Origin of the sequence: Tautonia marina, assembly GCF_009177065.1 — a bacterium.
Lineage (GTDB): Bacteria > Planctomycetota > Planctomycetia > Isosphaerales > Isosphaeraceae > Tautonia > Tautonia marina.
The window spans coordinates 218,370-244,951 of the sequence record NZ_WEZF01000001.1 but is presented as its reverse complement, the minus strand read 5'-3'; the positions used below and the strand labels follow the sequence as shown (position 1 = coordinate 244,951).

Here is a 26,582-nt window from a genome sequence, read left to right as displayed (position 1 = left end):
TCCTCCGTGGCTCCCTTGAATTCGGCTTCCGATCCGGCACGCCGCTCGCTACGATCCTCCGTTCCGCCATTCCCTCTGAGACGCGGCCGAGAGGATCGACCGGGATGCACGAAGATGTCTTGCTGCAGCTTGCGGCGATTGTCGTTCTGGGAATCGGGGCGCAGTGGGTGGCCTGGCGCCTCAATCTGCCGGCCATTCTCTTGCTCTTGCTCGCCGGTCTGCTGGCCGGCCCCGCAGCCGAATGGCTCGAACTCGGCCGCCTGATCGATCCTGCCGCCTTGCTGGGCGACGCGCTCACGCCCATCGTTTCGCTTTCGGTCGCGGTGATCCTCTTCGAAGGGGGGTTAACGCTCAAGCTGGCCGACCTGCGAGCCTCGGGCGCGGTGATCCGCAATCTGGTCACGCTCGGAGCGGGAATCACCTGGCTGGTGGCCTCCGTGGCCGGGCGGTATCTGATCGGCGTCCCCTGGCCCCTGGCCATCTTGCTCGGGGCAATCCTCGTCGTGACCGGGCCGACGGTCATCGGCCCGTTACTCCGTCATGTCCGGCCGTCGGGCGGTTCGGGGCCGATTCTGATGTGGGAAGGGATCGTCATCGACCCGATCGGCGCGGTGCTGGCCGTGCTTGTTTTTGAGGTGATCGGCACGGCCGAAGGCCCAGGATCGGGCCTTTCGGTCCTGATCTGGGGAGGGGTGATCACGGCCCTCGTCGGCCTGCTGCTCGGGCTGATCGGAGCGAGGGCCCTCACCTGGGTTCTCGGGCGCTACTGGGTGCCCGACTACCTGCACAATCCCGTGGCCTTGATGGTCGTCGTGGCCACGTTCACCCTTTCCGACATGATCCGAGAGGAGTCGGGCCTCTTGACCGTCACCGTCCTGGGCGTGGTCCTGGCCAATCAGCGGTCGGTGTCGATCCGGCACATCGCCGAGTTCAAGGAAAGCCTCACCGTCCTGCTCGTCTCGGTCCTGTTCGTGGTTCTGGCCGCGCGGTTGTCGTCCGACCAGATCGCGGCGGTCGGGCTGAAAAGCGTGCTGTTCACGATCGTCCTGATCGTCGTGGCCCGGCCACTCTCGGTCCTGGCCTCGACGGTGGGTACCGGCCTCGGCTGGGCCGATCGGCTCTTTTTGATGGGCATGGCCCCTCGGGGAATCGTCGCCGCAGCCGTGGCGTCAGTCTTTGCGCTGCGACTGGGCGAAAGCGGCATTGAAGGGGCCGATCGTCTCGTTCCGGCCGTCTTCACGGTCATCATCGGCACGGTGGTCGTCTACGGCCTGGCCTCGGTGCCATTGGCGCGTCGGCTCGGGCTGACCGGCGGTCGGGTCGGGTATCTGATCGCCGGGGCGAACCCGCTCGGGCTGGCCATCGCGCGCGCCCTCCGGGCCGAGGATCTTCCCGTCTTGCTCGTCGATACCCGAACCGACCGCCTCAACTCGGCCGATCACGAAGGCATCCCGACCCTGAACGCCAGCATCCTCTCGCCGTTTGTCCGCGAGCGGATCGACGCCGGCCGCATCGGCCGATTGCTCGCCCTGACTCCCAACGAGGAAGTCAACAGCCTGGCCGCCTTGCACTTTACCAGCCTCTTCGGCCGCCAAAACGTCTTCCAGCTCACTCCCGAACCCCACGGCGCGGCCCGGTCGCCGAAGAATCACGATGCCGACCCCGAGCCCGACCTCGCTGTCCCCCTGACCGCTCAGATCGAGGCGGCCGACGTGCACGAGGCCGGCCGATCGGTCGCGCTGGAGTTGCATGGGCGCGTCCTCTTTGGTGCCGGCATGACCTTCCGACACCTCGAATCCCTGTTTCACGCCGGCGCGACCGTCGAGCGGCTCGACCTCGGCGAGAACGAGCCGACGGCCACCTTCACCGATCGGTTCGGCCCCAAGGCCGTTCCGCTCCTGATCATCGACGACAGCGGCGACGTGATTCCGGTCACCGCCACCCCCCGCCCCGACGCCCGAGCCCCTCGGGCCGTTATCGGTCTCGTCCCTCGCGATCACCAGGCCCGATCCTGAGCCACCTCGATCGGCAGCGGAACCGGGTGTGCCATGACGAACGCGACGATTCTTGGCGCGCAACTTGCACCAAGAGTCCGGCACGACCGCCCGGCCTTGCCAAATCGTTTGAGCAATTCTCAGGGTGGGTCGAAGATTCGCACCACCATCGTTTTGGAGACGTGATTCGATGAAGATGCTTGCTTCTCTCGTCGCTCTGCTTGGCCTGGGTCTGTTCACCGTCGGCTGCTCTCCCGAAGACCAGCTTCAGGAGGCCCAGGAAGATTTCGCCGAAGAGCGTCAGGAAACCGGCGAGGCCATTGGCGGCGCCATGGCCGACGGCGTGGTCACCCCCGAGCAGTCGGAAGACATCGCCGAAGAACAGGCCGAGGACGTTCAGGCCGCCGGCGAGGTGATCCAGGAACAGGGTGATCTGCTGGAAGAAAAGGCCGATAACTGATCGGCCTGCGCTCCTTCCGCCAGAGGCGGTTCCGTCGAAGGCCCGGCTCCGAGCTGACTCGGGGTCTGGGCCTTCGGCGCGCGCCGAGCCAAATTGCCTTCGAAGCCGGGAAGCGCTTCAGCCGTGGTCCGACTGGCGATTTGCTGACCACCTGGAACAGATCATTTCAACATGGCAGAACTTCCGTCGATCGGCTCTTGCGAATTGAGCGCCGGGGGCCGATATTCAATGTCAAGACCTCGACGTCCCTGGAACGTGCGCCCGATCTTCACGAGCCGAGCCGACGACCGCCTCCCGGAGCGCCATTCACCATGTTCGTATTCGTCAAATGTCCCTGTGGCCGCACGCTCCGGGCCCAGCGGAGTTCCGAGCGAACGACCGTCCGGTGCTGGGACTGCAAGACCGAGGTGAAGGTCCCTCGCTTCCGATCGCCCGATGGTCCGCAGCCGATCGCCCGCTTGCGAGGCGCGCTGAAGGAAGCATGGGCCGAGACGGCGGCCGGTGTCATTCTCCTTGCCCTGGCCGTGGTGGCCATGATGGCCATTCCCGTCGTTGGCGGCTGGCTGGGCCTGGCCTTGCTGGTCTGGGCGGCGATCGTCTACCTCCGCCGGATTGAGGAGGTCGGCCGACTGGAGCAAGAGACGTACAGTGCCGAAGCTCGTCCGTCGAGCTGGCGGGGCGGCCTGGCTAAGCTGACTCTGGCCGTCCTGCTCGTCGGCGCGTTCGTCACCCCGATCTGGCTGTTCGACGGTAGCCGTCAGATGGAGTACTCCCCCCCCATCTTCCCCACTCCCTGGCCGCTGGTGATCTTGCTGAGTTTCGCCCTGCTCTTACCGCTCACGGCCTTTGCCCTGGTGGTCCGCGACGCGGAGGGCAGGCTCGGAATCGAACAGGCCCTGAGTACCGCCTGGAAACGCCGAGGGGCCATGATCGGCGCGCTGCTCTTGCCCTTCGTTGTCTTCGTCGTGGTCGAGTCGGCCCTGGTCGGCGCGCTGTACGCGTCCGAGGGGCTCACCACCGTCCTTCTGGATCTGTTCCCCCTGTCCGAGGGACACGAGATCAAACGAGGACGCGTGGTTCAGGATCAGCAGGTGGCCGACTACAAGCCGACCGATACGATCCGGGTCTATCACGCCGGCCTGTTGCGCGGGGCCTCGGTGCTCAGCTCGGTTCCGCTGTCGTTCCTTCGAGGACCGGAACCCCGGATCGTCATCATTGCCTACGGCCCGTTACGGAGCGAGGGCTACTTGCTGGCCCGGCTGGGCATCACCGCGCTGGCCCTCATCGCGCTCTTCGGATCGCTCGCAGCCCAGGCCCATTGGTTTGGAACGATCGGCCTGTCGTCGTCCCGGTTCGACTCTGATGATGAGGACGAAGAAGACGAGGGATCAACCGTCTCCACCCGGTCGGCCCGGCCGTCTTCGAGCCCGCTCAACGGCTCTCGAACCGCGATCGCCAGCGAACCGATCGTGACCACACACGCGATCGTCGAATCCCGGTCGAGCCCTTCCGCCGGCTCGCTCCCCTCACCGACCCCCACCACCGATTAACCGCTTCGCAACCCATCGCCTTCTCTCATCCCGTGCCGACGCCAGAGCAAGAGGGCTCGATGGCCTTTGCCTGCGTTCGGTGCTTGTGAGCAACGGCAATGGGTTCTTCCCCCCCCCCGAGCCCCGGAGCCCTTCTCAATGATCCGCCCCCTCCTCGCCCTGATACTGCTGCTTGGCGCCTCCGGCCTCACTGCGGTTGCCGATGAACCGCTCCGCCTGGGCACGTTCGACATCGACGCCTCTCCCCCCATCGGGGTGCCGATGGCCTACGACCCGACCGACGGCGTGCAGGACCCGCTCCACTGCAAGGGGGTCGTCCTGCTCGGCGAGGGGGATCCGATCGTCCTGCTGGCGATTGACTGGATCGGCATCGGCAACGGCGGCCAAACCGCTTTCAAGGAGGCGATCGCCGGGGCCGTCGGCACCTCGCCCGACCGCGTCGCCGTCCACGCCCTGCACCAGCACGACGCCCCCCGCTGCGACTTCTCGGCGGCCGAACTCTTGATCGAGCACGGCGTCGACCCCTCCGAATCCTTCTTCGACCTCGACTTCGCCCGCGACGTGATCGCCCGAGCCGCCGACGCCGCCCGCCAGGCCAAGGCCGACGCCCGAACCGTCACCCACATCGGCTCGGCCGACGCCCTGGTCGAAGGGGTCGCCTCGAACCGCCGCATTCTCGGCCCCGATGGCACCGTCCGGGCCACCCGCTACACCGCGTGCCGCGATGAGGCCCTCCGCGCCGAGCCCGAAGGGATCATCGACCCGAACCTCAAGCTCCTGACCTTCTTCGACGGCGACGAGCCGATCGCCTGCCTCTCCTACTACGCCTGCCACCCCCAGAGCTACTACCGGACCGGCCTGGCCAGTTGCGACTTCCCCGGCCTCGCCCGCCAGGCCCGCGAGGCCGATACCGGCGTCCCTCACATCCACTTCGACGGCGCCGGCGGCAACATCGGCGCGGGCAAGTTCAACGACGGCGCTCCTGAAAACCGCCAGGTCCTCGCCAACCGCGTTGCCGACGCCATGCGCCGCGCCTTCGACACCGCCGCCGAAACCGACCGCCGATCGGCCGTCTCCGCCTCCTCGATCGGCTGGGAGGTCGTCCCCGTCGTCCTTCCCGCAGCGCCTCATCTCGACGAGGAAACGCTGACCGCCAGCCTGGCTGATCCCGATTCCGAAGCCCGCATCTCCGCCGCGCTTGGCCTGGTCTGGCTCCGCCGCTGTACGACCGGCGACGACCCGATTCCCGTCTCCTGCCTCACCCTCGGCCCGGCTCGCCTGCTCCACCTGCCCGGCGAGCTGTTCGTCGAGTACCAGCTCGCCGCCCAGGCCATGCGTCCCGACCTGTTCGTCTGCATGGCCGCCTACGGCGACTACGCCCCCGGCTACATTGGCACCGCCTCCGCCTACTACCAAGGGGGCTACGAGGCCAGCCCCCGCGCCTCGAAGGTCGCCCCCACCGTCGAGATCGTCCTCCTCGACGCCATCGCCCGCCTGCTCGGGGCCTCCCGCTGAGTTGTAGCGTCAGAGACATTGGCCTCTGCTGTCGTACCGCTTCCACCCTTCAATGCTGGGTCGCCCCTTTGCACTGGATGGCCCCGGTTGCTCGCCAACCGGGGCGGCGTCGCCGCAAGAGGCTCCGGGACGCCTCACTGAGACCGCTCATCGCTCCGCGACCCCGGTTGACGAGCAACCGGGGCCGCCCGGGAAAAACCCACCATTTTGGAATGGAAGCGGGAGTCGGGTGCCTTCGTCCTGCCAGGGGTAGCCGGGATCGTGCCGACCCCTGTCGGATGCCAAACATTCGGAGAAACGCTATCGATCTCAGGGGCAAGCAACCGATAACCGCACGGATCTGATCGCGCCCTGTGGCGATCACGCTCGCCACGATTGCTTCGAATGGCACGGAGGCCAACTCGATGCTCGGAACGCTCCTCGAAGCCTTCAAACTGATCCGCGATTACTGGCCGAAGCGTTGGTCGAACGTCCAGGTGAGCTTCCTCGTCCAGGAGATGGGAGGCTGGACCGTCTCCTGCCGGGCGACCCGATCCGACCAACTCCTCGTCACCGTCACCGACGCGTCCGGCCAGTTGATCGCCTCGATGGAAGGCCCCAACACGCTCGACGGCGAGGTGCGCCAGGGCTGCAACCTGGAAGGCATGTCTCCCGGCTGGTTCGTCGACTGTTTCCGCATGGCCCGCTGCTACCGCGAGTTCGAACGCACCGGCGACCTGGAACCTTCGGGCCACTTCAACTACTTCCGCACTCGAACCGTTTATCGCTGGGAATGCCTCGAAGAAGACGAGCGATTGGCCCAGGAAGCAGCCGAGGAAGCCGAGGCGGCCTGATCCTCGTCCCCCCACGCTCCGCCCCGCTCCCGACCCAACCGCCCCACCCGGTCATTGCCCCGCCAGACCCCTCGGCGGTATGATCCTCCAACCGTTGTCAAACATCCTTGCGCAACGAACGGAGGATCGCGATGCCCGCCCCGGCCTGTCTTGGACCGCTCCGACGCCGCGAGTTCCTCCGTCTCGGCTCGCTCGCCCTGGGCGGCCTGGGCCTCTCCGACCTACTCGCCGCCCGGGCCAATGCGAACGGCCTCCCTTCTGACCCCGACACCTCCGTCATCCTCTTCTGGATGTGGGGCGGCCCCAGCCAGTTCGAAACCTGGGACCCAAAGCCCGACGCCCCCGCCGAGTACCGTGGCCCCTTCAACCCCATCGCCACCAATGTCCCCGGCATGGACTTCTGCGAGGTCTTCCCGCTCCAGGCGAAGCTCGGCGACAAGGTCTCGATCGTCCGGTCGCTCCACCACACCATGTCGGCCCATAACGACGGCTCGATCGAGCTGTTGACCGGCAAGACGCCCAGCCCCCCCGACCCCACCTCCACCTCGAAGTCCGAGCACCCCGACTTCGGCATGGTCGCCAGCCATGTCCGCGGCCTTCGCCCCGATGGCCTCCCGCGCTACGTCGGCATTCCCCGCCAGCCGTTCATGACCCGGCCGACCTACCTCGGCGTCACCCACTCCGCCTTCGCCACCGGCGACCCCTCGGCCCCCGACTTCCGCCCCCCTGCCCTCGCCCTCGTCGGCGGGATTAACGGCCAGCGCCTCGACGACCGCCGCGGCCTCCTCTCCCAGTTCGACGGCTTCCGCCGCGGCCTCGATGCCCGCCCCGACGCCGACGCCGACCCCTTCCGCGAGGCCGCGCTCCAGATGCTCACCAATCCTGGTGTGGCCTCCGCCTTCGACCTCTCCCGTGAAGACCCCCGCCTCCGCGACCGCTACGGCCGCCACCTCTGGGGCCAGGCCTGCCTGCTCGCCCGCCGCCTGGCCGAGGCCGGCTCCACCGTCATCACCATCGACGCGCTGGCCCCCACCCTCTCCGACCGCTACTTCTCGTGGGATGATCACATCAACGTCCAAACCCGCTGGGATCTCGGCGACGCCACCCGCTACCGCTCCCCCTTCATGGACCAGGCCCTCTCCGCTCTGATCGAAGACGTTTACGCCCGCAGCCTCGACCGCAAAATTCTCATCGTCGCCTGCGGCGAGTTCGGCCGCACCCCCCGACTCGCCCAGGCCGACGGCCTCATCGGCCGCGACCACTGGCCCGACGCCATGGCCGCCCTCGTCAGCGGCGGCGGCCTGACCACCGGCCAGGTCATCGGCTCCACCAACTCCCGCGGAGAATACCCCACCGAACGCCCCCTCTCCCCCCAGGATCTCCTCGCCACGATCTACCACCACCTCGGCATCCCCCCCCACCTCGAATTCCCCGACTTCACCGGCCGCCCCATCCCCCTCCTCCCCCACGGCGAGCCCATCCGGGAACTGATTTGACCCCAGGTGGGCAAAGCAGAGTTCTTCAGAACGCGGAGAGGTATCATTGAAGGGGGAACTCTTCGAAATCATTCGACGCCTCGTTGCGGAAGACCGTTACCTCGTGGGAAACCACGCTTCCGAACGTCTGGAAGAACGAGGTATCCTGGAGTGGCAAGCCGTCTCCGGCCTTGATGACGGCTCGTTGATCGTCGAACACCCCAACGCGACACCTCACCCGACCGTCGAGGTCCGCGAGGCATTGCCGGATGGCACCGAGTTCTAGGCCGTTTGGTCACTCCTCCGCCCGAGTGGAATTGCCAAGCTCGTCAGTGTTCACTTCTTCGACCGAGGCCCGAGATGAAGATTCCGGGAGAACGAATCATACGGACCCGTTTCATTCAGACAGACAAGTACGTCTTTGCCGTTGATGTGCAAATGGTCATTCCTGCCGACGACCCCAGTGAACCTTGCTACGAGCCTGAAACCGTCCGACTCCTCCGCGACATTCATGAACACGCCGAACGCGGCGACCTCGCCTGGCTCGCCAGGCACGGCAAGGTCTATGCTGCGGTGGAGTCCGCGTAACGACGCTGTACGGCGAGCCTTCGAGGACACACCTTCCCCCTTCCAGGTCCTCGTGTGCTCGATACTCTCGACGCGAGCCCGGAAGAAGAGGCGAAGCCGACTCAATCACAATTCGAAGAATCATGATTTCGAATTTTTCTGCAATTCCAATCGCGTTCTACTCTGCCGTTTTCTTGCAAGGCACCTTCGCCTCGGCCCAGGAGGCTGCCGACGCCCACCGCCCTCCTAACATCCTGCTCATCCTCATCGACGACCTCGGCTATGCCGACATCGGCTGTTTCGGCAACCAAACCAACCAGACACCGCACATCGACCGCCTCGCCGCCGAAGGGCTTCGCTTCACCGACTTTCATTCCAATGGCCCGATGTGTTCGGCAACCCGGGCCGCCTTGCTCACCGGACGCTACCAGAACCGGTTCGGCCGCGCCTTCGAAGGGGCGCTCGACGCCGAACGCGACCACGCCATCGGCTTGCCGCTCGACGAAATCACCATCGCCGAGGCCCTGAAACCCGCCGGCTACGCCTCGGGCCTGTTCGGCAAGTGGCACCTCGGCTACCAGGCACCGTTCCTCCCCACCCGGCAAGGCTTCGACGAGTTCCGCGGCCTGCTGACCGGAGACGGGGATCATCACTCGCACATCAGCCGATCGGGCGACCCCGACTGGTGGGTCGGCGAAACCCTGGCCTTCGAACCGGGTTATAGTGTTGATCTCATCACGCGAGACAGCATCGATTTCATCGAACGGCACCGGAATCAACCCTTTTTCCTGCTCGTCTCCCACCTGGCCATCCACTTCCCCTGGCAAGGCCCCAACGAGCCCGCGCACCGTCAGCAAGGGCACGATTACAACACCCTCAGCAAGCTCGGCCCTCACCCTCCCGGCGCCGTCGGGCCGGTGGTCCGGGAGATGGTCGAGGCGATCGATCAGAGCGTCGGCCAGCTCATCGACACATTGAAACAACTCGATCTCGACCGTTCCACCCTGGTGATCTTCACTTCCGACAACGGCGGCTACCGCCACTACGGCGACCGCTTCCACGGCGAGATCTCCGACAACGGCCCTTTGCGCGGTCAGAAAGGCGAGTTGTTCGAAGGCGGCCACCGTGTCCCGGCCCTCGCCTGGTGGCCCGGGCGGATTGCCCCCGGTGTCACCTCCGAAACCGTGATGACGATGGACCTCCTCCCCACCGTCCTCGACCTCGCCCAGCCCGACCCGATCGCGGACGCCCCCCCACTCGACGGCCTCTCGCTCGCCCCGCTCCTCCTCCGCCGCGAACCGCTGCCGGAGCGCCCGTTGTTCTGGCGCAACGGAGCCGCAACCGCCGTCCGCCTCGGCCCCTGGAAACTCCTGACTGTCGACGGCCGCCCCCTCCTGTTCCACCTCGCCGCCGACCCGTCCGAATCGCACAACCTCTCGGCTACCGATCCGTCCCGCGTCTCCCACCTCTCCGCGCGACTCAACGCCTGGCAAGACGAGATGGACCGTCCCCGTACTCCAGCGCCACAACCTTTGCCCACCAACCCGTAAGTTCGCCTCAAGACCGATAAGGCCCCCGTTGACCAGATGTAACGGGAGCCTCTCGGCAGATCGCGCAATCGTCGGGCGACCCGGTCCGCTCAGCAACCTGGGGTGATCGAAACTCAGGGGAGTAAGACCGTATCGATGATGTGGATCACGCCGTTGCTCGCATCAATATCCACCGCAAGAATCTTGCTCTGATTGATGAACACGCCATCCGCGGTCACGCTCGGGAAGGTGAAGCCCTTGCTCACCGTCCGAATGCGCGTCGAGGAAATCACGTCCTCGGCAAAGCGTTCGCCGGGCGACACGTGGTACAGCAAGATGTTCGTGAGCGCCTCAACCGGCAGCGTGCCGATGTTCCCGGCATTCAGCCCCAGCGTTGCAAAGGCCTCGTCGGTGGGAGCGAAAACCGTGAACTGCCGACGCCCATCCAGCACCTCGACCAGATCGGCCTCGACCAGGGCGGCGATGAGTGTCGAGAATTCCCCCGTCTCCTCGTTCACCGCCAGAGCGATGTCCACAATCGTCGGTTCCGAGGCCCGGGGCGGCCCCTGAGCCGCGGCCTGCGGGCCAAGGGTCCCCATCGGAAGAACACACAGGGCAGCAAGAACCACTGGCGCAGCAACGAATCGGGCGAGCATGGAAACCTCAACCTCCTGATGCAAGCATTCTGGATCGTAAAATACCAGCACGTAATGAATGGTGAACCCAAGTGCATCGGGCGTCCGCCTTCGCAGCACCTCGATCACCGGGTTCCCACTGTCGTAGGCACTCACACCGCCCCGGCAAGCAATGTCGCTTCAAATCAACATAAATCATTCAATCGAAGCATGCACGAATCCATTTCTTAGGCCTGACAACCACGCGGTGGCGGTCCGTCTTGTCGGGGCGTGTGATTGGGGGCATGGCCATGTCCGGAACGCTGCGTCGTGTGATACCCTGGGTCGATGTCCTGGCGGGCCGGACTGTCATGGGTGACCCGGCGCCGTCAGGACCGTCAAGGGTACGCACCATGAAGACCGCATTACTCGTCATCGACGTCCAGAACGACTACTTCTCCGGCGGCAAGTTCCCCCTCTGGAAGCCGGAAGCGACGCTCCAATCGATCGAGCACGCCATTGCCAAGGCGAAATCCGTCGGCATGCCGGTCATCCTCGTCCAGCACGTCGTCACCCCGGCCGCCTCGGCCCCCTTCTTCGGCGAGGGGACCGAAGGAGCCGCCCTCCACCCCCGCATCCAGGCCGCCGCCCCCGACGCCCCGATCGTCGTCAAGCAATCGGCCGACAGCTTCCGCGACACCACCCTCGACGACACCCTCCAGCAGCTCGGCATCACCGAGCTGCTCGTCTGCGGCATGATGACCCACAACTGCGTCACCCACACCGCCCTCTCCCGGGCCGCCGAGAAGTACCACGTCCGCATCCTCCCCGACTGCTGCACCACCGTCGACGAGATGATCCACGCCCTCTCCCTCTCCGCCCTCTCCGACCGCCTTCCCCTCGTCCCCTCCGACCAGGCCATCGAAGGCTGACGCTTCCCATGATTGGGCCCCTCCCCTCGGCGCGCCCTCCGGTTCCCCCGGTCAGGATCCGCATCCCACACCGAAAGCAAGTCGCCCATCCTTGAGCCGTCTTCTCCCGGATCGAGGGCCGGATCATGATCTTCCGCATCCTTGCCGACGCCGTCCTCGTCCTGCACCTTGCCTTCATTCTTCTTGTGATCTTCGGCGGCCTGCTCGTCCTGCGCTGGCCCAAGGTCGCCTGGATCCACCTCCCGGTCGCCACCTGGGGAGCGCTCATCGAGTTCATGGACTGGCGCTGCCCGCTCACTCCCCTGGAGAAATCCCTGCGACGCCTGAGCGGCGAGGCCGGCTACGAGGGCGGTTTCATCGAGCACTACCTTCTCCCCCTTATCTATCCCGGCGCATTAACCCCGACCGTCCAGGTCATGCTGGGCCTCGGCGTCATCCTCATCAACACAGCGATTTATGGATACATTTTCTACCGAAGCCGACGCTCAACGTCGTGATCCGTGCCGCGGTCTGGGTGGCGACGCCGCATGAGGCCAATATCGCACCCTCGCCCCTCATTCAAGCCAGGCTTCCCCTGAAGACCTCATGTCGCTTCGCGACTCGGACCACGCGGACGCTGTCCAGGCCACCCAGCGATTCAGCGGCCCGCGAAATGGGCCGGCTGCAACCACGGATGAAGCCGGCGTCCTCGAGCCGCATCGCTCGGCAAGGCGCCGGCGCCAATCGCCCGATCAGAACGCCAGTTGCAACTGAGAGCGGAACATGATCCCCGAATCACCCGCCCGGTAGTTCGGCCCGCTGTTCTGGGCGGGGATCGCATCCAGCCAGGTCGCGTCGAACGTAAATTTCGCGTAGTGCGTGCGGTTGATGAACCAGTTGAGGCCGAGCGCGTATTCCGCTCCGTTGCCGAACCGCCCGTTGACCTGCGAGTGCCGCGCGATCAGCTCCACCCGCTCCCGAACGACGAAGTAGCCCCCCTGCACGTAGTAGCCGTAATCGAACAGCCGGGTGATCGGCAGCGGGCCATTGCCCTGGATGTCGTCGAGCCAGCGGAGGTAGTACTCGGCGTTGATGCTCAGGCCACGGTACTTCAGGGCCGCGTCGATGGCGTACAGGGTGATGTCGAAATCGTTGACCGTCACCCCCGGCGCGAGCGCCCCGGGCTCGAACAGGGGGGTGCCGTCCGACAGGCGGACGAAGTTCTGCTCGCTGACCGGCTCGAACAGAATCCCGGCCTGCGACCCGGGCGCGTACGTCAGGCTGTTGCCCAGCCGGAGGGCGAGCCGCTCGTGCCATTCCAGGTCCGAGAAGCCCCGGCCGAAGTCGCCGATGACCTCCGACCACAGCGACCCGGAGTACGCCGGCTGCTCATTGATCTCCTCGAACGTCAGGTCGGTCGTGTTGAACCCGTTGGCGAGCATCACCCGGTAGAAGACCTTCTCCACCGGCTCGCCGAGCGCCCAGATCCCCACGCTTCGATCAGGGCGGAAGAAGGTCGTGGCCATCGATCGATCAGCGAACTGGGTCCGCGTCGAGCCCTCCAGCCACGACCGGCTCCCCGGCACGAACGCCTTGCCAATATAAACATCCAGCGCTCGGTTGAACCGGTAGTTGATCCAGAAGTCGTGCGCGATCGCCACGTGCTGGTCATCGGTGTCAAAATCGAGGTTCAGGTAATACTGCAAGTCCGGATCATAGAAGAACCCCTCGAACGACAGCCGACCCCGCTCGATCTCAAAGTCCTGGCGATTCCGGATCGGCCGCACAATCCCGGCCGAGTCGATCCAGAACAGCCGCGACCGGCGGAATCCCGTGTGCCGAAACTGCATCCGGATGTTCGTCTTCAGCAGATAAGGGACCTTCTCGTCGTCCGAACCGAGGACGAACCCCTCGTCGTAAAACGCCTCCAGCGGGAACTTCCCCCCCTCCTCGGGCGGCTCGATCGGCGCGTCCCGGGTGTCGGTCTGGGTGGCCGGCTCCCCCCGAGGGCCAAGGATCTCGGTCTGATAGGCGCGAAACGCCCCGCCGCCGACCCCGGCCGGCGCGGGCATCGGCAGGGCCGGCGTCCCCCCTGCCTCGGGGGCCTCCTCCGGCGAGACGGGGGTCGCCGGCTCCCCCATCGGGCCGATCGGACTCGGCCCAGGGATCGGCGGCAACCCTGGCTCCTGCGCCGGCTCGACGGCAGGATCCAGGCTCGGGCCGACCACCCGCATCACCTCGTCGTACTTCGTCGAGAGCGTATCGAGCCGTTCCAGCAGCAGCCGATTCTGCTCCATCAGGCTCGTATTCATCTCCTCCAGGCGGCGCAGACGCTCCTCAACCGTCGGCTCCTGGCCGATCCCCCCCTCGGGCCAGGCCAGCAGCGCAGCGGCGATCACCCCGGCGATGCGTCGTCTCCGCCTGCTTCGGAAATCCGTCATAAGACTCCGTCCGGGCCCCGTCCGTCGAACGATCGACATCCGCTCCGCTGACGATGCAAATCCGTTGGTGCCTGGCCCAGACGTGCGAAGGAAATGTGAAGACGCCCTCTTTACCCCGGATCCGCGAACCACTCAAGCCCGATCGCCCCCTTCGCAGGGCCGACTCCCCAACGCGATTCGCACGCCTCCAAAACCTCCTGGCAGGATGTCGAACCTCATCCCCGATCGACTTCGTCCCCAGACCAACGCAAACCGAGGTCGCCGAGCGACGAGAGGCCACGGAGAGACGCCCCCAAGCCTCTTGCGGCTTCGCCATCCCGGTTGACGAGCAAGCGAGCCCATCCGCGAAGCCGCACGAGGCCGAAGACGCACCCTCGCCTCTCATTCAGGCCCGGCTTCCCCTGAACACCTCGTGTCTCTTCGCGACCCAGACCACGCCGGGCGTGGTCCGGGCCACCCAGCGATCAGCCCGGTTCCGCCCCGACATGCAGAGGCTTTTGTCGCCACTCAACGAACGAACTTGACCTCGTCGTCCTCACCTCGCAATTCTCTGTAATAGAAGCCTTCAAGATCGCCGCCGGATGGGCCGTCGGGGAGTGGGACGTCCGGCTGATAAGTCATTGGGAAGAGATCCCCAGGCGATGCCCCCAGGCGTTCATACACGGCCCCGATCTGCTCCGCAGAGGGTTTGGCGATTCCCCAATAGAAATCGACTTGGCCCCCGTCTGTCACGAGAGTGGGATGGGTCCCCTGGACCCCCTCACCACCCCAGCATTTCATCATGCCGACGAACGATCGGCCGTTGGCGGCGACGAAGCGTGCTCGAGCGTAGCAAATGCAATTCTCGAACAGTTGCTCAACGAGGCCCGGGGCGCTCGGCAGCGGGACGACCAAGCCCGTATCGTCGTCCAGATCGTCCTCCTCGGTGTCGCTGAATGTCGCGACGTCCATCGCGAGCACCCAGATCGGATGCTCAAGAAGATCCGCAGGCGTAAGCCGGAAGTACTTCTTCGCGTCCACAGTCGGCCCCTCCGCCGCCTTAGGAATCCATGTCAGCCGTGGGGCCGCCTCGGGCATCACCTTGACGTGGCCAACAGACTCCCCAGGCACCGCACCGAGGAGCCCCACAACCCTGGCCATCATCATCGGCATCAACCTTCGCACATTCAAGAGTGTGACCTGTGTCGATGACTCGGAATCGACCGACGCGACCTTCGCCACCCTCCCATTCAATCCCGAGGCCTTGAGGAAGGGCCTCGATCGCCGGGTGCCCCGGGTTCCGCGCCAGCGGACCCCGGGCGAGGGGTCGGCTGGCCCATGCGGCTCCATCCGGCGGTGAGGCAAGGCTTATCTCCCGCGAAGGAGACGACGGGGAAGCGCGACAACGCTCCCGCGATGCTCGCCCTCAGCGATCTCGACAGCAATGGGCCGATCGGGAGAGCAGGAATCATCGTCCCACGCCGGATCGACCTCGACGACCCCCCGCGTCCCTTTCGCGATGGCGAGTTCGCCTTCCGGCGTGGTGCCGGGCCAATCAAACATGACTTCCTTGAAATCGGTGCGGCCGGTCGGCTTGATCACCCGACGCGAGGGTGCCGCTCGAAACTCGGCGGCCAGCACCACGGCCCGGCCCGGTTCCAGAATGTCGGTGTTCGGGCCATGGTAGGTCCCATCCCCCATGCCCAGAAGCCAGAGGATCGGCAACAGGACGAGGATCCCGAACAGGCCGAAGGTGACCACAGCGATCCCGACCAGGGAGGCACGCAACGAGACTCGGGGAAGTGGCATTCGAATTTCAACACTCGCAAGGGTTTAAACTCTGCAACACGAACGAACAGTTCCCCCGCAAGCTCTGGCAGCGGGCGACCGCCGAGGCCCTTGCCCCCTGCTTCGGTCCTTGGTCATCGGGCGAGGTCGCGGCACCGCGACATCGCCGTCGCATAGGCGTCCCTGAGCCGGACGAAGCGCTCGGTGGTTCCGCCCCGATCGGGATGGTCGCGCAAGGCGAGCGTGTGAAAGGCCTGCCGCACCTCGTCCGTCGAGCAGGGCCATTTCAGGCCCAGCAGCTCGATCGCCTCGGTCCCTGGGGCGTCTGTCGGCCTTTCCGACCGCAGGGTGACCGCCTCCAGAAAGGCCTCGGTCGCCGACGTGTCCCGGAAAACCAGGCGGAGCCGGTGCGGCCCCCTCGGGCGTCGGAAGACCGGGCGCACCGCGGTCTCGATCCAGCCCCCGGCGTCGTTCAGGGTCGAGCAGATCCACGCCGACACGTCCTCCGGCAGCACGCCGTCGGCCTCCACCGTGGCCCCTCCCCGGCCCACGTCCCTCAGCCGGGCCGTCGTGGTCCGGAACGTCTCGCCCTGCCACCATCCCAGGTACACGCGGCGCTCCCTCGGCTCATATCGAAGCCACTTCCTCCGCTCGCTCGTCATGCCGCCCATGACCATCCCCCCCGCGACCCGATCCGCCCAATCGGCCACCCGATCCCAACCACCTCATGACGGGACACCCAACTCCGTCACCTGACGACACGACGCGCGGGGATCGGTCCCGGGAGCCCCAGGCCTCCCCGTCGTCGCGAATCCAGGCATTCTCCCATCACATTCCCTACGCCCCCCCCCTCGACGCCGGACGGCATGTGGCCAGGAACCCACATCGGCGCGGCTCCCGGCCCGGTCGCCCGCTCGACCGTCCGGGAACGGGCCGGGCCGCACGCCCCGGCGGGACGGCGATCCCCTCGGCCCACGTGTAGCTCGGACCGCGGCACGCGGTCCAGGCGGCGAAGCCGCACGAGGCCGAAGACCCACCCTCGCCTCTCATTCACGCCCGGCTTCCCCTGAAAACCTCATAGCGCTTCGAGCCCCGAACTCCTCGGGGCGTGGTCCGGGCCACCCAGTGGTGAGGCGTCGGCCCCTACGTCGGTACGGACCACATAGGTGATGTATTTTGGCTCGTAGAGTGTGCCGCCTTTCCACAGCCAAGTAACTCGGCAGTGTCCGATCGGCAGCATCTCCACGGGCTCAGTGCCGCCGCTCACCCTGAGCAACCACTCCAACTCATCGTCGAACGGCCCAGTTCCGTCGTCGTAGGGCAGAGCCGCGATGTGGTCGCGGAGTGCGGCCTCCGGCGTGGCCGAGGTATGCTGGGACAGGTGGAACGACTCGCGTACCTCGGTGATGCAGGTGAAGACCGCCAACCGTCAGAACCCCCCGCAGCCTCACGCCGAGGTTCAGCGGCCCGAGTCGCGGGTCCGCTGTAACCGTGGGTTAGGCCCATCCTATGCTCGGCCAATCAAATGAGTGGTTTTGTGTGGCCGGGGCAAAGCGAAGCGTGCCCCGGTGTTGAGAGTTGGCTCACCCGGGGCACGCTTCGCTTTGCCCCGGCCACCCGTCGGCCTCGATAGGCACGAACGGATCCGTGAACCCATACTCGAAATCGTCTGGGAAGACGGAAACCCGCAGTTCGCCTGCCACCCAACGCAGCAGGAACTCGCAACACCCCAACCGGTGAGAATCATACCGCGAGCCCCGCGACTCGTAAACGACGGTCGGCCAGCAGGCGGGGTCGCCCTTCGTCAGCCAATAGAGCCGGTCTCCGTTGTCCGTCATGCCCCAGGGAAACAGCCCACCGCGCTCGGGGTACATGGCGAACGGGACCGGCGGGCCAGTTGGTGCGGATGACCCGCTCGGCGGCGAGCTGACGCTGAGCCTGCTCCAAGAGGTTCAGGTACAGGTTCGACGAGAACGGGTTGAGGACCCAAAGGAACCCCATCCAGGAGCCGGATCCATAAGCGTGGACAAGGCGCTTGTAGTCGTCGGGGAGTTCGAGGCCTAGGCGCGTTTCCACCGCCGCGAAGCCTTCTATCGCCCCGGCTTCGACGGGCCTGGCCGGGGATGGGACAGCACCGGAAAGTCGTGCAAAAGCGGTCATCACCTTCGAAACTTCCAGCACTGCGGGTGACCCGGGCAGCGGCACGCAGTCCGCGCGGCGAAGCCGCGGGTGGCCCCGGTTGCTTGTCAACCGGGGTCGCGGAGCGACGAGAGGCCACGGAGAGACACCCCAAGCCTCGTGCGGCTGCGCCGCCCCGGTTGACGAGCAACCGGGGCCACCCGCGAGGGGGATGAGCGTGGGACCCACGGCCAGCACTCCGCACCGGCAGCGGCTTGACAGAAGCTCCTTCATAGATGGCTGGGGTCCGCAGACGGACCCCAGCCACCCGCCGATCATTTAATGTCCAGGAGTCATGTCGATTCCGAACGGCTCACCTCCCAAACACTGAAACTCCTCCCACTGCTCCTGCGTCATAATGGCCTCGACCTCCGCGTGGGCTTGTTCCGCCTTCGCTTCCGCCTCCTGATGCGTCCGCAACATCGTTGGGAGCGGGTGAAGCGGGGGGAGAACCTGCTTGAGTGCGTTCCGTTGGTCGGCGGTCAGGTGCAAGGCGTCGGCGACCCTGGGCATCAGCAACGCTCGCAGGCCCGCGCACTGGATCGCAATTTCCTTCAGGCGCCGGGCCTGCCAGGGATGCAACTCGGACAGGATGCGCTCGGCGACCTCGTCATTCACAGCAACCAGTCGGTTCCAGACTTCGACCCTCTTCTCGGGGTCGTACGTGCTCCGGTACTCCAAGAGCACGGTCCGAGACCGATCGCCCTCAGTGCGGAAAAGCCGGTCAAGGTCCTCCTTCTGCTCATCGGTCAGACTGAGCTCGCGTTGGACAGGACGCGACAGCAGGATGTGATAGAACTCGAAATCGCCCTTCGCTGGCGAATTCTCTGTCTCCGACCCCGAGATGTTCACTCGTTCCTCTCGGGCACCCTCAGGGGGCTCTGTGCCGGACTTCACGTCGTGGGTGGCCGTCGCGACTGCTGACGTGGCGCACAACACGATGACGATCAAAGCTAGCATCACGTGATTCGACATGGCACCCTCCCGAGTGGGCGAACACGCGCGGCGGGGCGGCACTGATGCCCCTCATCGTTCCACCGCACAGTCCAATCTTCCCGAAGTGATTTGGGTCCTGCTAGCGCATTCTCGGAACCTCGCGAACACTCACGAACCGCAATCATGTACGGGCCGGCATCCGAATTCGGCGTGGCGGCGGAGATCGTTTCGACCCCCGTCGGACAAACGGTAAGCCTACCGGACTCGTCCGTTGGGTCGTCCCGCCCACCCCACCCCGTCGAAGCGACCCAAACCCTTGAGCCGAACATTCTCGTCTCACGTTTCGCGGATATTTCTCCCAATTCGCGAGTTTGTGTGAATCTCCCTCCCTCAATTCCTGATAATTTCAAGAGATGGGGAGCCATTGCGGCCGATTCCCCGCAGCCCGATCGCGACTCCTGCACCGGCCTCGATGCCGGTTCGGGGGCCCTGGGTGTTCTTCGTTTCTTTGGCAACTCGACATGGGCATTCCCTGTTCCCTCCCATTGTCGACCCAAGCGTCGGGAACCTTGGAGGCGTTGCGATGCGGTCGGCGTGTGCGATGCTCCGCGCGAAACGAAGCCAGTCGACAGCGACCGATTCCCGAATCGAACGACCCAGGAGCAACGGAACTCCTTTCCAGATCAGCGATACCGTCCTGTCTCCCCAGCGCATCAGGAGCGCACCAGCAAGCGCACCGAGCCGCGCACCGCGATCCCTGGTGCCTGGGTACGGCCGAATCTCCTTGGTCGGAGACGGCTCCGTCCCCCGATCCGAGGCACCTCACTCCGGTCGGATGGGCGGACGAAACGCCGAAACGAACCGGGGGCAATCGATGGAACCCCTTTTCCTAATGGAGCAAACGTCAAACGACGCGAGGCGCACCGGAGCGCACCAGGGGCGCACCCTCCCGCGAAAGGATGCCGCCGGGGAGGCTGCGATCGAACCACCGCCCCGGTCCTGGCTCGCCCGACGAAACAAAGCCAGGCCCGGCGATCACGATTGCCGAAACGAACCGGGGCCGACGGTCGCAACCCGTTGCAGGATCAGCAATATCGACCCCAGCCGCCAGCGCACCGAAGGCGCACCACGGGGCGCCCCAGACGGCACACCGCTCAGACGTGGACCTCGTCGCTCTGCCCCAGCAGGTTCGGGTAGCGATCGCGGACGGGGGCCACCTCCGAGGCCAGGAAGGCGGTCACCTGCTCCGGGCACCGGCCGATGAACCGGCGGGGGTTCAGGGCGGCGTCGAGGTCGATCGCGGCGAAGGCGGGGTCGGCCTTCATCCGGTCGATCAGGTCGTTCCGCTCGGCCCCGTCCTTCAGGGCGTCGGCGGCGGCGATCGAGTGGACCCGGACCCGCTCGTGGAGATCCTGCCGGTCCCCCCCGGCGCGGACGCCGGCCATCAAGACGGCCTCGGTCGCCATGAATGGCAGCTCCCGCTCGACGTTCCGGGCCACCACCTTCGGCCGGACGATCAGGCCGGGCACGACGTTCAGGTAGAGCGACAGCAGGGCATCGGCCGCGAGGAACGATTGCGGCAGGGTCATGCGTCGGACAGCCGAATCGTCCAATGTCCGTTCCAGCCATTGCGTTGCGGCGGTCTGGCTGACGGCCGCCTGCTGGGCCATCAGGAAGCGGGCGATCGAGCACATCCGCTCGGCCCGCATCGGGTTCCGCTTGTAGGCCATCGCCGAGGAGCCGATCTGGTTCGCCTCGAACGGCTCCTCCAGCTCCTTCTCATGGGCCAAAAGCCGCAGGTCGTTGCCGAACCGGTGGGCACTCTCGGCCAGGGCGACCAGCGCCGAGACGACCAGCGAATCCAGCTTCCTCGGGTACGTCTGCCCCGTGACCGGATACGACCCCTCGAACTCAAAGGCGGCGGCCACCCGGCGGTCCAGCTCCTCCACCTTCGCATGATCACCGTCGAACAGGTCGAGGAAGCTGGCCTGCGTGCCGGTCGTCCCCTTCACCCCCAGGAACCTGACGTCGGCAATCCGCCGCTCCACCTCGGTCAGGTCCATCAACAGGTCCTGGCACCACAAGGTCGCCCGCTTGCCGACGGTCACCAGCTGGGCCGGCTGGAAGTGGGTGTAGCCCAAACAGGGCTCATCCTTCCAGCGGTCCGCGAAGCTCGCCAGCGCGTCGATCGCCCCGACCAGCCGGTCGCGGACCATCGCCAGGCCGTCCCGCAAGAGGATCGCGTCGGTGTTGTCGGTGACGTAGCAACTGGTCGCCCCCAGGTGAATGATGGCCTTCGCCTCGGGCACGGCGTCACCGAAGGTATGGACGTGGGCCATCACGTCGTGGCGGAGCTTCTTCTCGTACGACCGGGCCAGGTCGAAGTCGATCTGATCGACCTTCGCCTCCATCGCGGCGATCTGAGCATCGGTGATCGGCAGCCCCAGCCCTTGCTCGGCCCTCGCCAATGCCACCCAGAGCCGCCGCCAGGTCGAGAACTTCCGATCCGACGACCACAGCTCCGCCATCGGACGTGTCGCGTAGCGGGAAATCAAGGGATTTTCATACGTCTGATGGCGATCCATGACGGACAGGCTCTGCGCAATGAGGGAAGATGAGGCGGGGCGGGTACGGTAGGGGAGCGAAGCCTTCGGGCTCGCTCCTCGGGAATCGCGAGCGAAGGGGGGGGATTCGGTCAGGCGATCCGGAGCCGATCCGATTCGATCAGATCGTCACCCGGTACATCTCCTCGACGGTCGTCACCCCTTCGATGACCTTGGAGATGGCGGCCTCGCGGAGGGTCTTCATCCCTTCATCCCGGGCGACCTGGTTGATCACCTCTCGGGTCGTCTGGGTGAGAATCAGCTCCCGGATCAGCTCCGAGACCTCCAGGACCTCGAAGATGCCGACCCGGCCATGATACCCGGTGTGGAAGCAGCTTGGGCAGCCTTCGCCCCGATGGAGGGTCAGGCCGCGGTGTTCCTCGGGATCGAGCTTGAGCGCCTTCAAGACCGTCGCGTCGGGCGTGTAGCCCACCCGGCATTCCGGGCAGATCGCCCGAACGAGCCGCTGACTGACCACCCCCTGCAAGGCCCCCGACAGAGTGTAGCCGGGTATCCCGTAGTTGAACAGGGAGGCGATCGTCCCGGCGGCGTCGGAAGCGTGGATCGTGCTGAACACGAGCACGCCGGTCAGGGCCGCCCGAATGCCGATCCCGGCGGTCTCCTCATCCCGGATCTCGCCGATCATCAGGACGTCCGGGTCCTGGCGGAGGATCGCCCGCAACCCCTGGGCGAAGCCGAGACCGATCTGGGTGTTGATCTCGACCTGGTTGACCCCACTAAAGCGATACTCGACCGGGTCCTCAATCGTCAGGACGTTCCGGTTCGGGTGCGAAACCCGGTGCAGGCAGCTATACAAGGTCGTCGTCTTCCCCGCCCCGACCGGCCCGCCAACGAGCACGGCCCCGTACGGCCGGGCCAGCAGGTTCGAGATCCGGGCCGCCTGATGCGGCTCCAGGCCCAGGCGGTTCAGGTCGAACTGTACATCGGGCGGTTCGAGGACCCGAAGCACGACCTTCTCCCCTCGGGTCGTCGGCAGGGTCGAGGACCGGAGGTTGTACGACCTCCCTTGATCCATCACGGTCAAGGCCCCGTCCTGCGGGTGCCGCGATTCGACCAGATTCATGTCCGAGAGGATCTTGATTCCCCGCACCACCGCCTGGCCAATCTCGGCGTCGAGCCCGACCATCGGATGCAACTGGCCGTCGATCCGGAAACGGATGAGGTAGCGATCTTCTTGAGGGTCGAGGTGAATGTCGGTCGCTCGGGCCTTGATGGCCCGGATCATGACCTGCTCGATCAGGTCAGAGGGGACGGCCGTCTCGGCGATCGCGTGCAGCTCGGCCCTCAGGTCACGCTCGGTCCGCTCGTTGTCAACGGCGGGTGACGCCGACGGCTGAGCCACCGCCGGCAAGGAGTCGGCATCGTCTTGCCGAGCTTCTCGCTCGGCAACGGCCCGTTCCAGATCCTCGGGCGTGACCATTTGGAGTTCCTGGATCGCTCGCAGCAAGGCAATCTCTTGCTCCTGAGCATGCCGCTGGGCGACCAGAAGCCGCTCGGCCGACAGAACCTGAGCCTCCGCAAGCGCCCGGGCGAGTGTCTCGTCGTCGAGTTCCGGCCCAGACCCCGTCGCCACGTTGTCGGCCATCTCACGTACCTCCACTCGCGTCTGGACTGATCGAGCCGATCGACCGAGAAGACTCCCCACGGTCCGAAAACCAATCGATGCCAGGGAGAACCGCTCTCGACCGTTCCGACTCGTTCAAGATCGGTTCGTTCCCCCTACCGGCTTTGATCTTCGGGAACCCGCCGGGTGAACGCCGACGCCATCAGGCTGACCACCCGACGTGCGCCATGCTCGACTTGCTTTCGACAATTCTAAATGCGCAAGAGATCGGAATGAAACCAACGACCAGCCCAATTCCAACGGTTTTCCTGGCCTCCGTCCGTCGATCCGAATGGTCAACCTCCGCTGCGTTCCAAAGCAGCCACCGCCCCGTTCTCAGACGACGATGCCGTCCCGCATCATCGCCATGACCCGCAACGAACACCCGATTGACCCGCGCTCGACCAGCGCGGGAGAATCGAAGCATCGACTCATGTCGGGTCGGCGAGTCTTGCCATGACGGCCCCTCCTCGCAAACCGTTCCGAAGCAACGGTCGCGGGGTGGGGCTGTCTTTCGTTCTGGAGTCTGGCGGCCGAGGGCGACCTGACCCGGATCGCCCATCGCAACGCATTGGCGAAGGAGGGTCTAATGAAACGCTATTGCTGGATGCGGCTGGCTTTGCGTGGTGGACTGCCCGGCGGCCTCGCCTTGCTGCTGGTTCTGCCTGCAACCCTCTCCGCCCAGAAGCGGGATCTCGACGATTCCGACTGGACCCCGCTCATGAAGGCCGCCCAACAGGACGACTGGAAGGCCGCGCTGCTCCTGATCGACCAGGGGGCCGACCGAAACGCCAAGGCCCCCCGGACCGGCATGACCGCCCTGATGATCGCCGCCTGGTACGAGTCGGCGGAAACCCTGGACATCCTCCTGTTCAACCAAGCCGACGCGAACCTCAGCACTCAGACCGGGGTCACGGCCTTGATGATCGCTGCCGGACGCGGCAACCTGGCGATGGTCGACAGCCTGATCGACTGGGGAGCCAAGGTCGATCCGGTCGATGCCGAGGGCTCCAATGCGCTGCTGATGGCCATCACCGCCGGCAACCCCGAGGTCGTCTCCCGCCTGATCGAGGCGGGGGCCGAGGTCGACGACCAGGACCCGATGGGGATTTCTCCCTTGATGTGGGCCGCCTCGAAGGGCAACGCCGAGGTCGTCCGGGTCCTGCTCGACGCCGGTGCCGACCCGACGCTCCGCGACGACGAGGGAAACACCGCGGCCGACGTCGCCTGGCTCAGCGGGCATCCGGACCTGGTGGCGATGATCCGGGACGCTCCGGCCCGACCCGATCCGGCGATCGGCCCTCCCCCCTTCCGCTCCGAGCCCCCGCGCGACGACCTCCCCGACCGCCTGGCCGACCGCACCGAGGAGGCTCCCGAGGGCTGGGTCGTGCATCGATCCCCCGCCTTGCAGATCCGGATGGCCCTGCCCGCTCCTCCCGAGCTGGCCCTTGAGACCCTCGACACCCAGCTCGGCCCGGCCGAAGATGCCTCCGCCTTCGTTGATCAGGACGGGATGAGTTACTCCGTCGGCCGCACCACCTACCCCGACGAGGCCCTGAGGCTCGACGACGACGCCTTCTTCGCCCAGTTCCTGACCGACAGCCTGTTCGAAGGGCGTCACGAGCTCGTCCAGCCGGCCGATCGCATCCGCTACGGCCCTTTGCCCGGCCGATCGGTCCGCTACCGATCGCAGAGCGAACGCAAGACCTTCGACACCTGGATCGAGGTCTTCCGGGACGGCTCGACCGGCTACCTGATGGCCGTCAATGCCCGCCAGGGCAAGCTCGACGACGACCTGGCCCGCGCCTTCTTCCGTGGCGTCTGGCTGCTCAATCCCGGCCCCGGAATCGAGACCCCCGACACCCCCGAGCCATCTCGATTGCAGCAGTTCAAGGACATGATGGTCACCCTCGTCGATGCCGAGGGCCGGGGAGATGCCCGCACCATTGCCGAAGGTCTGCAACAGAGCGAGGGCATGATCCTGTTCGTCATGGGCGGCGTCTACCGAGAGTCGCTCCAGATCGATCAGCCGATCATCCTCATCGGCATCGGCGACGACCCCTCCGAGGTCGTCCTCGAACTGCCCGACGACACCCCGCTGCTCATCAACTCCTCGGGCGTTTTCCTGGGCAACCTGACCGTCCGACGCGCCGACGACGTCGCCAGCGACGACCCGGCTCCCCTGGTCGAGATCACCGAGGGCCGCCAGATTCTTGAGGACTGCGTCTTCGACACCGCTCGATCGAACGGCCTGGTCATCCGGGGGACGGCCGATCCGGTTCTCCGAACCTCGGACATCCACGGCGGCCCGTTCTCCGGGGTCATGCTGATCGAGGACAGCACGGCCACCCTCGATCGATGCACGATCCAGGACCACGAATCCTCCGGCATCGTCGCCGCCGATGAGTCCCGGTTGACCCTCCGAAGCTCGGAACTCTCCGAGAACGCCGAGGTCGGATTACTCGTCCGAGACGAGGCCCGTGTTCAGGGGGAACTTCTGGGGCTCCTGAACAACGGTGTCGACAACCTTCGCCTGACCGACTCCAGCCTCGGCGTCTTCCGCGACTGCATCTTCTCGCAGGCTGGCGAGGACGGTGCCTGGCTGGCCTCCAACAGCCGAGGGACCTTCACCGCCTGCACCTTCTCCAAGAACGGCCAGACCGGCCTTCGGATCCAGAGCGCGACCCGCACGGTGCTGGTGGATAGCCTGATCGCGGAGAACGAACAGGCCGGACTACTCATCGAGGAGCAATCTCCCGCGCTACTCGATCGCTGCGTGATCCGATCGAACGCCTATGCCGGGGCCGAGCTGTCCGGCTCCAGCGGTGCGACCTTCCTCGACTGTACGATCACCGAGAACACCCAATCCGGCGTCTTCGCGCACAGCGCCGCCCTGGGGCAGTTGGTCGCGTGCCGCTTGACCTCGAATGGTGGATCGGGCGTCTCGGTCGAGTCGGGCCGGGTCGATCTGGTCGACTGCGAGCTGTCGAGCAACGCCCGCTTCGGCCTTGAACTCGCGTCCGACGCCACCGTCGCCTCGCGGGGGTGCTCCTTCGAAAACCAGCCGGGCGGCGACCATTCGCTTGCTGAAGGGGCTCGCCTGCTCCGGCTCGTCGCCGTTGCCGATGACGAAGCGGTTACCCATCAGGACGACGCCAACCCGGCCCCCGGAGCCGTCGCGGACCCCGAGCCCGAGCCCGAGCCCTGATCGCGCAGGGGCCCGGTCTCGAACTTCGGTCTCGAACTTTATGAGAACGCCCCGGCCTCTGGCTCTGGGAGAGGTCGGGGGGGGGGGGGGAGCCGGACATTCCCAGGCCTCTCGCTTCTCCCGAACCGTCCGAACGTCCTTCACAGCCGAACTGTGCCGAGTTGGCCTTGCCGACCGGATCGATCTGGACTAGGGTAACGCCCCACATCGCCGACCCTCCACGCCAGGGACCGGAACGGAACGTCCGGACTCGGGCCGTCGTCCATCGCTTCCCTCGCCCCGGGTTATCCTCGGAGCGAGGGGGTCCGATTCCCCACCCGATTGAACCAGCCCCCGCGATCGCAGGCGAACGGCACCCGGGGACCGAGCTTCGCTCT

The 26,582-nt window shown here is 66.0% G+C and carries 22 protein-coding genes; 12 read left to right on the top strand and 10 right to left on the bottom strand.

From position 1 onward, the window contains the following. Window positions 1-104: 104 nt before the first annotated feature. From GA615_RS00975 to GA615_RS00935, 9 genes are all read left to right on the top strand, one after another. On the top strand, window positions 105-2,015 hold the full coding sequence (locus GA615_RS00975; protein ID WP_161602093.1) for a cation:proton antiporter: 1,911 nt from the start codon (window positions 105-107) through the stop codon (window positions 2,013-2,015). A gap of 169 nt (window positions 2,016-2,184) precedes the next feature. Beyond that, window positions 2,185-2,454, top strand: a complete 270-nt coding sequence (locus tag GA615_RS00970) for a hypothetical protein (protein ID WP_152049390.1) — start codon at window positions 2,185-2,187, stop codon at window positions 2,452-2,454. A gap of 311 nt (window positions 2,455-2,765) precedes the next feature. Beyond that, the gene (locus tag GA615_RS00965; RefSeq protein WP_152049389.1) at window positions 2,766-4,004 is read left to right on the top strand and encodes a hypothetical protein; all 1,239 of its coding nucleotides are present in this window, start codon (window positions 2,766-2,768) and stop codon (window positions 4,002-4,004) included. 138 nt (window positions 4,005-4,142) lie between these two features. Continuing rightward, window positions 4,143-5,519 (top strand): hypothetical protein, encoded by a 1,377-nt coding sequence (locus GA615_RS00960; protein ID WP_152049388.1) that lies wholly within the window; start codon window positions 4,143-4,145, stop codon window positions 5,517-5,519. A 404-nt stretch (window positions 5,520-5,923) separates the two neighbouring features. Next, entirely contained in the window at window positions 5,924-6,352 is a 429-nt protein-coding gene (locus tag GA615_RS00955; RefSeq protein WP_152049387.1) for a hypothetical protein, read from the top strand. Window positions 6,353-6,483: 131 nt separating this feature from the next. After that, window positions 6,484-7,848, top strand: a complete 1,365-nt coding sequence (locus GA615_RS00950) for a DUF1501 domain-containing protein (RefSeq protein WP_152049386.1) — start codon at window positions 6,484-6,486, stop codon at window positions 7,846-7,848. 46 nt (window positions 7,849-7,894) lie between these two features. Continuing rightward, window positions 7,895-8,113, top strand: coding sequence for a DUF4258 domain-containing protein (locus tag GA615_RS00945; RefSeq protein WP_152049385.1), 219 nt, complete (start codon window positions 7,895-7,897; stop codon window positions 8,111-8,113). A 74-nt stretch (window positions 8,114-8,187) separates the two neighbouring features. Further along, window positions 8,188-8,415, top strand: coding sequence for a hypothetical protein (locus tag GA615_RS00940; protein WP_152049384.1), 228 nt, complete (start codon window positions 8,188-8,190; stop codon window positions 8,413-8,415). Window positions 8,416-8,537: 122 nt separating this feature from the next. Continuing rightward, window positions 8,538-9,944 carry a sulfatase-like hydrolase/transferase gene (locus GA615_RS00935; RefSeq protein ID WP_152049383.1) on the top strand — a complete coding sequence of 469 codons (1,407 nt, stop codon included), beginning with the start codon at window positions 8,538-8,540 and terminating at the stop codon, window positions 9,942-9,944. A gap of 113 nt (window positions 9,945-10,057) precedes the next feature. Here the strand turns inward: GA615_RS00935 and GA615_RS00930 are convergent, their stop codons facing one another. Then, complete coding sequence (locus GA615_RS00930; RefSeq protein ID WP_201750068.1) at window positions 10,058-10,714, bottom strand: fasciclin domain-containing protein; 657 nt, start codon at window positions 10,712-10,714, stop codon at window positions 10,058-10,060. A gap of 236 nt (window positions 10,715-10,950) precedes the next feature. Here GA615_RS00930 and GA615_RS00925 point away from each other — a divergent pair, with 236 nt between their 5' ends. Further along, window positions 10,951-11,469 (top strand): cysteine hydrolase family protein, encoded by a 519-nt coding sequence (locus GA615_RS00925; RefSeq protein WP_152049382.1) that lies wholly within the window; start codon window positions 10,951-10,953, stop codon window positions 11,467-11,469. 125 nt (window positions 11,470-11,594) lie between these two features. Next, window positions 11,595-11,966, top strand: coding sequence for a DUF2784 domain-containing protein (locus GA615_RS00920; RefSeq protein WP_152049381.1), 372 nt, complete (start codon window positions 11,595-11,597; stop codon window positions 11,964-11,966). Window positions 11,967-12,200: 234 nt separating this feature from the next. Here the strand turns inward: GA615_RS00920 and GA615_RS00915 are convergent, their stop codons facing one another. From GA615_RS00915 to GA615_RS00875, 9 genes are all read right to left on the bottom strand, one after another. Further along, complete coding sequence (locus GA615_RS00915) at window positions 12,201-13,889, bottom strand: porin (RefSeq protein WP_161602092.1); 1,689 nt, start codon at window positions 13,887-13,889, stop codon at window positions 12,201-12,203. A gap of 507 nt (window positions 13,890-14,396) precedes the next feature. Continuing rightward, a complete protein-coding gene (locus tag GA615_RS00910) occupies window positions 14,397-14,966 on the bottom strand; it encodes a hypothetical protein (protein ID WP_152049379.1) in 570 nt (189 codons plus the stop codon). 270 nt (window positions 14,967-15,236) lie between these two features. Then, the gene (locus GA615_RS00905; RefSeq protein WP_161602091.1) at window positions 15,237-15,677 is read right to left on the bottom strand and encodes a hypothetical protein; all 441 of its coding nucleotides are present in this window, start codon (window positions 15,675-15,677) and stop codon (window positions 15,237-15,239) included. Window positions 15,678-15,790: 113 nt separating this feature from the next. Next, window positions 15,791-16,366, bottom strand: a complete 576-nt coding sequence (locus tag GA615_RS00900) for a hypothetical protein (RefSeq protein ID WP_152049377.1) — start codon at window positions 16,364-16,366, stop codon at window positions 15,791-15,793. A gap of 365 nt (window positions 16,367-16,731) precedes the next feature. Further along, window positions 16,732-17,082: a hypothetical protein gene (locus GA615_RS00895; RefSeq protein WP_152049376.1), complete on the bottom strand. Its 351-nt coding sequence runs from the start codon at window positions 17,080-17,082 to the stop codon at window positions 16,732-16,734. A gap of 317 nt (window positions 17,083-17,399) precedes the next feature. After that, window positions 17,400-17,732: a hypothetical protein gene (locus GA615_RS00890; protein WP_152049375.1), complete on the bottom strand. Its 333-nt coding sequence runs from the start codon at window positions 17,730-17,732 to the stop codon at window positions 17,400-17,402. Window positions 17,733-18,113: 381 nt separating this feature from the next. After that, window positions 18,114-18,809: a hypothetical protein gene (locus GA615_RS00885; RefSeq protein ID WP_152049374.1), complete on the bottom strand. Its 696-nt coding sequence runs from the start codon at window positions 18,807-18,809 to the stop codon at window positions 18,114-18,116. 1,115 nt (window positions 18,810-19,924) lie between these two features. Beyond that, window positions 19,925-21,355 carry an adenylosuccinate lyase gene (gene purB, locus GA615_RS00880; protein ID WP_152049373.1) on the bottom strand — a complete coding sequence of 477 codons (1,431 nt, stop codon included), beginning with the start codon at window positions 21,353-21,355 and terminating at the stop codon, window positions 19,925-19,927. 139 nt (window positions 21,356-21,494) lie between these two features. Beyond that, a complete protein-coding gene (locus GA615_RS00875) occupies window positions 21,495-22,979 on the bottom strand; it encodes a GspE/PulE family protein (RefSeq protein ID WP_152049372.1) in 1,485 nt (494 codons plus the stop codon). Window positions 22,980-23,586: 607 nt separating this feature from the next. Between GA615_RS00875 and GA615_RS00870 the strand changes: the two genes are divergently transcribed. Beyond that, complete coding sequence (locus GA615_RS00870; protein ID WP_152049371.1) at window positions 23,587-26,205, top strand: right-handed parallel beta-helix repeat-containing protein; 2,619 nt, start codon at window positions 23,587-23,589, stop codon at window positions 26,203-26,205. The last annotated feature ends 377 nt before the right edge of the window (window positions 26,206-26,582 follow it).

Excerpts from the sequence above, each read along its gene's own strand:
- GA615_RS00955 (WP_152049387.1), top strand. The coding sequence starts at position 5,924 with ATGCTCGGAACGCTCCTCGAAGCCTTCAAACTGATCCGCGATTACTGG.
- GA615_RS00905 (WP_161602091.1), bottom strand. The coding sequence starts at position 15,677 with ATGCCACTTCCCCGAGTCTCGTTGCGTGCCTCCCTGGTCGGGATCGCT.
- GA615_RS00870 (WP_152049371.1), top strand. The coding sequence starts at position 23,587 with ATGAAACGCTATTGCTGGATGCGGCTGGCTTTGCGTGGTGGACTGCCC.
- GA615_RS00910 (WP_152049379.1), bottom strand. The coding sequence starts at position 14,966 with ATGCCCGAGGCGGCCCCACGGCTGACATGGATTCCTAAGGCGGCGGAG.
- purB (WP_152049373.1), bottom strand. The coding sequence starts at position 21,355 with ATGGATCGCCATCAGACGTATGAAAATCCCTTGATTTCCCGCTACGCG.
- GA615_RS00975 (WP_161602093.1), top strand. The coding sequence starts at position 105 with ATGCACGAAGATGTCTTGCTGCAGCTTGCGGCGATTGTCGTTCTGGGA.
- GA615_RS00915 (WP_161602092.1), bottom strand. The coding sequence starts at position 13,889 with ATGACGGATTTCCGAAGCAGGCGGAGACGACGCATCGCCGGGGTGATC.
- GA615_RS00970 (WP_152049390.1), top strand. The coding sequence starts at position 2,185 with ATGAAGATGCTTGCTTCTCTCGTCGCTCTGCTTGGCCTGGGTCTGTTC.
- GA615_RS00935 (WP_152049383.1), top strand. The coding sequence starts at position 8,538 with ATGATTTCGAATTTTTCTGCAATTCCAATCGCGTTCTACTCTGCCGTT.
- GA615_RS00885 (WP_152049374.1), bottom strand. The coding sequence starts at position 18,809 with ATGTCGAATCACGTGATGCTAGCTTTGATCGTCATCGTGTTGTGCGCC.
- GA615_RS00925 (WP_152049382.1), top strand. The coding sequence starts at position 10,951 with ATGAAGACCGCATTACTCGTCATCGACGTCCAGAACGACTACTTCTCC.
- GA615_RS00950 (WP_152049386.1), top strand. The coding sequence starts at position 6,484 with ATGCCCGCCCCGGCCTGTCTTGGACCGCTCCGACGCCGCGAGTTCCTC.
- GA615_RS00920 (WP_152049381.1), top strand. The coding sequence starts at position 11,595 with ATGATCTTCCGCATCCTTGCCGACGCCGTCCTCGTCCTGCACCTTGCC.
- GA615_RS00875 (WP_152049372.1), bottom strand. The coding sequence starts at position 22,979 with ATGGCCGACAACGTGGCGACGGGGTCTGGGCCGGAACTCGACGACGAG.
- GA615_RS00940 (WP_152049384.1), top strand. The coding sequence starts at position 8,188 with ATGAAGATTCCGGGAGAACGAATCATACGGACCCGTTTCATTCAGACA.
- GA615_RS00960 (WP_152049388.1), top strand. The coding sequence starts at position 4,143 with ATGATCCGCCCCCTCCTCGCCCTGATACTGCTGCTTGGCGCCTCCGGC.
- GA615_RS00965 (WP_152049389.1), top strand. The coding sequence starts at position 2,766 with ATGTTCGTATTCGTCAAATGTCCCTGTGGCCGCACGCTCCGGGCCCAG.